Origin of the sequence: Okeania sp. SIO2B9 (assembly GCF_010672505.1) — a bacterium.
GTDB classification, from domain to species: domain Bacteria; phylum Cyanobacteriota; class Cyanobacteriia; order Cyanobacteriales; family Microcoleaceae; genus Okeania; species Okeania hirsuta.
The window spans coordinates 1-8929 of sequence record NZ_JAAHGK010000136.1 but is presented as its reverse complement, the minus strand read 5'-3'; the positions used below and the strand labels follow the sequence as shown (position 1 = coordinate 8929).

The 8929-nt window shown below is 34.1% G+C and carries 4 protein-coding genes; all 4 read left to right on the top strand.

Annotation, left to right across the window (positions count from 1 at the left end):
* The first annotated feature begins 211 nt into the window (after positions 1-211).
* Positions 212-6190, top strand: a complete 5979-nt coding sequence (locus F6K13_RS07320) for a glycosyltransferase (RefSeq protein WP_287287111.1) — start codon at positions 212-214, stop codon at positions 6188-6190.
* Between the two features lie 208 nt (positions 6191-6398).
* Positions 6399-6635, top strand: coding sequence for an Rpn family recombination-promoting nuclease/putative transposase (locus F6K13_RS34960; protein ID WP_338043138.1), 237 nt, complete (start codon positions 6399-6401; stop codon positions 6633-6635).
* A 3-nt stretch (positions 6636-6638) separates the two neighbouring features.
* Entirely contained in the window at positions 6639-6827 is a 189-nt protein-coding gene (locus tag F6K13_RS34955; protein WP_338043139.1) for a hypothetical protein, read from the top strand.
* 672 nt (positions 6828-7499) lie between these two features.
* Positions 7500-8627 carry a class I SAM-dependent methyltransferase gene (locus tag F6K13_RS07310; protein ID WP_124143822.1) on the top strand — a complete coding sequence of 376 codons (1128 nt, stop codon included), beginning with the start codon at positions 7500-7502 and terminating at the stop codon, positions 8625-8627.
* The last annotated feature ends 302 nt before the right edge of the window (positions 8628-8929 follow it).

Genomic DNA, 8929 nt, shown 5'->3' with positions numbered 1-8929 from the left:
TCAAAATTCTCAAACAATTACAAATCAAAAATGATTGACTTTTAAATGTATGACTTTTAACTTCTGCTTTCTTTCGGTAGGAAATGCAGAAGTAAACATAACTTTTAATTCTCTTTGGAGACTAATTCGGACTTAGGTGCGATAATAACTCATAGCTGATAGCTGATAGCTGTTTGCTTACAACTTTGCTTAATATCAGGATAAAAATTAGATGAAATCAACAGTTTTTATTATTACAGGAATGCACCGTTCGGGAACCTCATTAACAGCTTCTTTATTTCATAGTGTAGGGGTAAATATTGGAGAGAAATTAGTGAGGCCGGAATATGGAAATATTAGGGGGCATTTTGAAGATATCGAATTTGTGGAACTGCAAAAAGGAATATTAGGTTCCCAAGGTTTGGATGATTTAGGAAGTAATGTTGAAATTACAGAAATTCCCGTCAAGAAACAATATTTAAAGGCGGCTAAACGATTAATTAAAAACCGTGAAGAAGCTCAAGATAATTTAGGAAAAAGCTGGGGATGGAAAGACCCAAGAACAACATTATTTTTAAACTTTTGGTTAAACTTATTACCAGATGCTAAGTTTATTTTTGTCTATCGTTCGCCGTGGGAAGTAGTAGATTCACTTTATCGACGAGCTACGGATGAAAATTTATTGGAACAGCCAGAAATAGCTGTAAAAATGTGGCTGAATTCTAATCAAAGAATCTTAGATTTTTATCAAAATTTTTATCAGCAATGTTTAATAGCAAAGGTTGATAGTATTGGCAAAAATCCTGAAGGTTTTATTCAAGCAGTTAATGATAAGTTTGAAATAGACTTACCAACACCTACCCCAGGAAATTTTGAAGAATCTTTGTTAGTAAAGGATATTATTAAAACCAGTAGACCTAACCTAATAGAAAAATATTTCCCAGAAACATTAGAGATTTATCAACAACTAGAAAAAATAGGTTTAGGTGGCGAGTCAGGAGCAGAATTAATCACAAATATCCAGAACAATCGCCAATTCTGGGAATTTCAAGATTGGTCGAATATTCGAGGTTTAGAAAAACAAATTAATCTGTTAGAAACAGACTTGAAAAAATGGCAAGAAATTTTCCAAGAAGCACAGCATAAAGTACATAATCTAGAAAAAGAACTGGGTGTAACTCAGCAACAACTGGATAGCAGAGAAGTTACACTCCAAGAGTCTGTTAAAAAATTAGAAGTACTAGAAAGAGAACTAGGTGAAACCCAAACTAAACTTGACGGTAAAGAAAGAAAATTCCAAGAACATCAAACCAAAATTTCCACATTAGAAATCAAACTAGGGCAAGCTCAGGCACAATTTGAAAGTACAAAAATTAAACTAGATGAGTCTCAAAAGAAAATCATTGGATTAGAAATAGATTTAGGTCAAACTCAAGCACAACTCGATAACTCAGCGACAAGATTTCAAGAAGCTTTAGCCAAAATATTAGGTCTAGAAACAGAACTAGGTAAAGCTCAAGTTCAACTGGATGGTACTCTGGTAAAACTAACTGAATCTCAGAAAAAGTTATTAGGGGTAGAAACAGAATTAGGGCAAACCCAAGTTCAATTTGAAAGAAATAAAATTAGGTTACAAGAGTCTCAGGATAAAATTCAACTTTTAGAAACAGAATTTGGTCAAACTCAACAACAACTTAACGGTAATATCGCTAAGTTACAAGAGTCTCAAAGTAAAATTCAACTGTTAGAAACGGAATTAGGAAAAACAGAAGGAATATTAAATGGTACTCAAGTAAAATTAGTCCAATCTCAGGATAAAATTCAACTTTTAGAAACAGAATTAGGAAAAACAGAAGGAATATTAAATGGTACTCAAGTAAAATTAGTCCAATCTCAGGATAAAATTCAACTTTTAGAAACAGAATTAGGGCAAACTCAAACTCAACTAGAGCAAATTCAAGCTGAATTAAACGTCCAACATCTAGAAACTGAAACACTTAGGGTGGAAATGTCTGCCATGAAATCTTCCAAGTTTTGGAAACTGCGGGAAAAGTGGTTTGGTCTGAAAGGGAAATTAAGCAAGCTATCACAGCACTTATTTTTCTCCATCGACTCCCCTACTAACTGGAAAATTTCTAACTCCCAGATACAAATAGTAGGTTGGTGTTTCCATAGCGGTAGTCTTAACATCCAAACTATTCGTGCCAAAGTGGGAGGCGAAATTTTTCCTGGTAACTATGGTATCTCGCGACCAGATGTTGCCCAAGAATATCCAGACATTCCTGCTTCGGAAAACTCTGGTTTCCAAGTATATATACAACTCTCCCCAGGAAATTATCAATTAATTCTCGAAGCACAGGATAAAAAAGGAAAGTGGCATAAATTTGCCTCCTATCCAATATCAGTATCTACAGTCGAAGCAAATTTTGATGCACCTACAGACTGGCAACAAGGGGAGGGGGTAATTTTATTTGCCGGTTGGTGTTGCCACCCAGAGCAGAAAATCACAAAATTAGTTCTCAAATGTGGGGATATTTCCGTAGACTGTGCTTATGGTTTGCATCGAAAAGATGTGGGAGCAGTTTTCCCTGATTTGGTGGGAAGTTCGGATAGTGGGTTTGAGGCAACGGTGGAACTTCCAGTCGGAAAATGGCAAGTTAGTTTAGAAGCACATTTAGAAAATGGGGAAATAGTTGGTTTCCCTTGCTCAGAATTTTTAAAACTAAGACGTTATAGTTTCTGGGAAAAAGTTAAAGATAAATTCGAGAAGTTATCCAAATTTGCTAAAGCTATTGGGAAACGGACTGCGGAAAGGAAGCAAAGGTTGGGTCGCATCATCCCTCTACCTTCAGAATTACCTGGTATTGCCAGACAAATATTACAGATATATCGACAACAACAATGGCAAGAAGGAGAATTATTCGCGCCTCCCGGATTTATGGTGTCAGAAACTATGGATGTTTATGACGCTTGGTTGGCCGTAAATAACTGGGGCGATCGCTCCCTTCAATATTTAATTTCTCGGTTAGAGGGTTGCCAGGTAACTTTACCTAAAATTTCTGTGGTCATGCCAGTTTATAACCCACCTTTGGAATTTTTAGACAAAGCAATAGCCAGTGTACTAAACCAAGTGTACCAAAATTGGGAATTTTGTATAGCGGATGATTGTAGTAGTAATCCAGATATTCGGGAATTTCTGACAGAAATGGCTGAGAAAGATGCTCGGATTAAATTAATATTCCGTTCTGAAAATGGAAATATTAGTGCTGCGACGAATTCTGCTGCTGAACTTGCTACGGGAGATTTTATTCTCTTCCTAGATAATGATGATGAACTTACTCCTGATGCTTTGGGAGAAGTGGCTTTATATTTAAGTCAAAATCCAGAAACAGATTTTCTCTATTCGGACGACGACAAAATAAATACAGAAGGCAAAAGATTCGACCCTCAATTTAAACCGGAATATTCTCCAGAGCTGTTACTTTCTTATATGTATATGGGTCATTTGTGCGTAGTTAGAAAAGAAATTTTTGAGAGAGTTGGAGGTTTAAGAATTGGTTTTGAAGGTTCTCAAGATTATGATTTTGCTTTAAGAGCAACGGAAATTTCTTGCGAAGTTGGGCATTTACCTTTGGTGTTATATCATTGGCGAACTTCTCCTGGTTCGACTGCTATTTCTGGTGGGGAAAAACCGAAAAGTTTTCTAGCAGGTGAAAGAGCGGTTCAAGAAAGTTTAAAACGTCGTGGTGTGAAGGGAGATATTTATCAACCAGATTGGGCAGTGCGAGAAAATTTGGGAATTTTTAAAGCTACTTTTCCGGACGAAGGTAAGTCGGTAAGTATTATTATTCCGACTAAAAATCAAGTCAAATTATTGAAGTCTTGTATTGAGTCTTTGAAAAAGACAACTTATCAGAATTATCAAATATTTGTGATTGATAATGAAAGTGATGAGTCTGAGACTTTAGAATATTTGGCAAATCTGAAAAGTTCGTTTTCTGGGTCGGCAAATATATCGGTTATTTCTATTCCTAACAGTGGGGGTAAGTTTAATTTTGCTGCGATTAATAATCGTGCTGTAGAACAGGTTGGTAGTGAATATATTCTATTTTTAAATAACGATACGGAGGTTATTTCTCCTCAGTGGTTAAGTCAAATGATTGGTTATGCACAATTCCCTGGTGTTGGAGCAGTGGGTGCCAAATTAATATATCCCGATAAAAGGATTCAACACGCAGGAGTAATTCATGGTTTACATCATGGTTTAGCAGGTCATGCTTTTAAATTATTACATAGTGAAAATAGGGGTTATCTTTCTCAAGCTTTTGTGTCAAGAAATTATTCGGCGGTAACTGCTGCTTGTATGTTAACTTCCCGGCAATTATTTTTAGATTTGGGTGGTTTTGATGAGTCAAATTTTGCCGTTGCTTATAATGATGCTGACTATGGTTATCGACTTTTGGAAAATGGTTATCGTTCAGTTTATTGTCCTGATGCTGAATTAATTCATAAGGAAGGAACAAGTCGCGGTTATTCTGATAATCCTCAGGAAGAAGCAAATTATCGTCAGAAATATTCTCAGATGGTAGATAGGTTTTATAGTCCTCATTTTTCTCTCGAAAGTGAGTTATTTGAAATTCAACCAAGGCGATATTTTATTCAGGAGTCAGGAGTCAGGAGTCAGGAGTCAGAATATAACAATCCTCAGAAAGAATCACAAATAAATAATCTGGGACTAGAGGCAAATTCTCAAAATGAACTAGAAATAAATAGTCAGGCAAAAGTAGATGAGTCTCAGCAAAAATCACCAATAAATAATCCGAAACTAGAGGCAAATTCTCAAAATGAACTAGAAATAAATAGTCAGGCAAAAGTAGATGAGTCTCAGCAAAAATCACCAATAAATAATCCGAAACTAGAGGCAAATTCTCAAAATAAAACACCAATAAACGAACTGGTTAATTATACTGAGGAAAATTTACTCGCTGAAATGAAAGACATTTTTCCCAGAATTAAATTATTGATGTGTAGTAATTCCTTAGATTTAACTGGTGCACCACTTCATCAATTAGAAATTGCCCTAAAATTGGCAGATGATGGAATTGTTGAACCAATAATTTTTTCTGTCAATGATGGAGAATTGAGAGAAATTTATGAACAACATAATATTCAGGTAGTTGTTCGGGATAATCCACTAGAACATATTTATCAAAGAGATATTTATGATGAAGCTTTAGCTAGTTTTGCTAAAGAAATAAAAGCACTAAATATTGATGTTATGTATGTCAATACTTTAGAAAATTTTTTCATGGTAGATGTGGCTCAGATGTTAAATATTCCTAGTGTTTGGAATGTACATGAAAGTGAGCCTTGGCAAACTTATTTTAATCGGTTTGGCACAGATATAGCTGCTAGAGCATTAGAATGTTTCCGCTATCCTTATCGAGTAATTTTTGTGGCAGATGCTACTCGAAATAGATACTTACCTTTGAATAGTCATCACAATTTTACTGTTGTACATAATGGCTTAGATTTAAAATTATTAAAATCCGCAGTTCATAAATGGTCAAAACAATCAGCAAGGTCAGCTTTAGAAGTAAAAAGTGATGAAATTGTCATTCTATTATTAGGTACTGTTTGTGAAAGGAAAGGTCAACAAGATTTAGTAAAAGCTTTATCATTTATCCCTGAAACAGAAAGTAAAAAAATCAAATGTTTTATAGTAGGCGATCGCCCAAATCTTTACAGTTTAAAATTACACGAACTTTTGACTGAATTACCAGAAGAAATTCAACAGCGAGTAGAAATAGTCAAAGAAACTCCAGAAACAGCCAAATATTATCAAGCAGCAGATATATTTGTTTGTACTTCTCGGGTCGAGAGTTTCCCAAGAGTCATATTAGAAGCAATGGCTTATAATTTACCCATAATTACTACTCCAGTATTTGGCATAGTTGAACAAGTAAAACCAAATATTAATGGTTTATTCTATACTCCCGATAACCCAGAAGAATTAGCAAATGTTTTGACATCTTTATTGATAGATGAAGCATTGCGTCATCGACTCGCAGATAATTCTAAATATGTACTGGAGTCATTAAATACTTTTGCTGAAATGACAGAAACTTATGGTCAAATATTCAGAGAAGCATACTTTTCTTTAGATAAATTAGCACACAGGGATTATGGCACAGATGTACGGATTAATTAGTGGGTTTAATGTTACTAATAATTTCCAATTTTGTGTTACTCTTGACTTTGGTTATGGAGTCATTAAACACTTTTTTAGACTCTTGTTTTCTAGAAAAATAAGGGTATTTAAAGCTTAATTTTACTCCCCTACTCCCCTACTCCCCTACTCCCCTACTCCCCTACTCCCTTACTCCCCTACTCCTCTACTCCCTCAAGAGGTCAAACCAATGATTTTTATTAATCCCAAAACAGATTTTGCCTTCAAGAAAATATTTGGTTCCGAACAAAGTAAAGACATTTTAATTAGTTTCCTAAACAGCATCCTCTATGACAGTAATCCTACTATCAAAGACCTACAAATCCTCAACCCCTATCTCGTACCTAAAATTCGAGGTTTAAAAGATACTTATTTAGATGTTAAAGCCAAAATTACTGGTGAAAAAACTGTAATTATTGAAATGTAAGTTTTGAACTTAGAAGGATTTGAAAAGCGGATTTTATATAATGTAGCTAAAGCTTATCCTACTCAGTTAGATTCAGGAGAAGATTACACTTTGCTAAATTATGTTATTGGCTTAACTATTACAGATTTTGAAATGTTTTCTGGATTAGATAAAATTATTTCTCGCTTTTTGCTCAAGGAAAAAGATTATTGAATAGACTATCCTATTTATGACATTGAATTAGTCTTTGTGGAATTGCCCAAATTTACTAAATAAATCTCATAATTAACAACAATTACTGATAAATGGCTGTATTTTCTCAAAAGTGCGAATAGTTTAGATTCTGTGCCAGAAAAAATGAGGGAAGTTCCAGAAATTCATAAAGCATTTGAAGTTGCTAATCAAGCTGGTTTGACTAGAGAATAATTTGAAAATTTAGAGGCACGGGAAACTTATATCGCCGACAAAAAAAATGCTATAAAAAGAGCCATAAAACAAGGAATTGAGCAAGGTAATCGAGAAGCTAAAATCGAAATTGCCAAACGATTACTAGAATTTTTAGATGCAAAAAGTGTTAGTCAAAATACAGGTTTAAGTTTAGAAGAAGTTCAAAACTTGAGAAACCAATGATAGAGAAAACAAAGCATTCTAAAATTAATAATTAACAATTACCTTTCCTTGAAAAGAAGAAAATTGACTAAAAGAAAAATTTTTTATTTTCTCTTGATCGATTGGATATGGGGGGGATATCTAGCCATCCCTTGACCGCTTTTCTACTTTAAAGGAGAGCCTTTAAATCTTTATTATTTGGTAATTTTTAAGTCAAAATTTGTAGTTAAAGTATGAAAAATTGGTCTTAAAACTGGCAAATTATGAAAATAAATAATGTTTAATCTAGATTTTCCTAAAAGCACAGAAATACATTACTTAACTAAATTTTCTGGTTGGTACATTTCTGAAAATAATTTCAATATTCAACTAAGTATTTATCTAAATGGAAAACCTTATGCCTCCCTTTTACATGGTGGATATCGACCAGATGTAGCTGCTGCTTTTCCAGAAAAAAAATATGCTAGTCATAGTGGTTTTGGGGGAGAGCTTTTACTGCCAAAAAATATTAAACCAGAGACAGATATAAAAATAGAAATATTTGCCGATGGAAGAGAAAAAATATTATTATTTCAAAATCAATTTAAAATTATTGGAAATATCCCTAACCAACCTCAACGACAGAAAATTTTCAACCTACAAAAACTATTAATTTGTCCCCAATGTGGAAATATAGCTACACCATGTAATAAAAAAAATTGCCCTATATGGATAAGAAGCAATACTCCTCATATTTTGCAACCAGGAGATTTACCATTTATTAAACTCACAGAAACAGAAACTACCCATCCTTACTCAGAAGGAATTTTAACAGTATTAAATAAAATTGGAGAAAATGGAATAGTTTTAGATTTTGGCGCAGGTAACACTCAAAAAGAATATCTAAAGCCAAATATTTGTTACTTAGATGTGCAGCAATATCAATATACAGATGTCGTCTGCTCAACATTAAAATTACCATTTTCAGATAACTGCTTTGATGGCATAATTAGTCATGCAGTTTTTGAACATTTACCTAATCCATTTTTTACCGCAAAAGAACTTTATCGCATCTTAAAACCAGGAGGTTTAATATTTATTGATACTGCATTTTTACAACCACTTCACGCTGACCCCAGCCATTATTTTAATATGACAATTCATGGTTTACGGAAAATTTTGTCAGACTTTGAAGAAATCAATAGTGGTATTTTTCCCCATCATTATCCATCCTATAGTATGATGATGTTTATTCAAACTGTCTGGCCTTATATTCAACAACAAGAATGGCAAGAACGTTTAGAAGATTGGCACGCTTTTTTAGTACAAGAAGGTGATAATTTAGATATTGTATTAGGAGAAAAGGGTAGAGAAATTTTAGCAGCAGGAGTATTTTTTGAGGGTAAAAAAACCACAGAAAGCTGAATAAAGTCTTTTTGCTGAGGTAGGAGACAGGAGACAGGAGACAACCCACCCCTAACCCCTCCCAGGAGGGGGAGACGGAGAAATGGGTGGGGAGCGAGGAGGTAGGAGTAAGAATTGTAAGAATGATTTTTCTGCCCAACTATACGCCTAAAATACTAGCTTTTTGAGCGTTTTCAACTGAAACAGAGGCACTGCAATTCGAGCCTAAAAATACTCAAACCTTTATATATAAATACTTTTATATTTGATCGGTAAGCCCTATTTAATTATTAATTATTTGGTAATGGCTAGCCTTTTAAGGG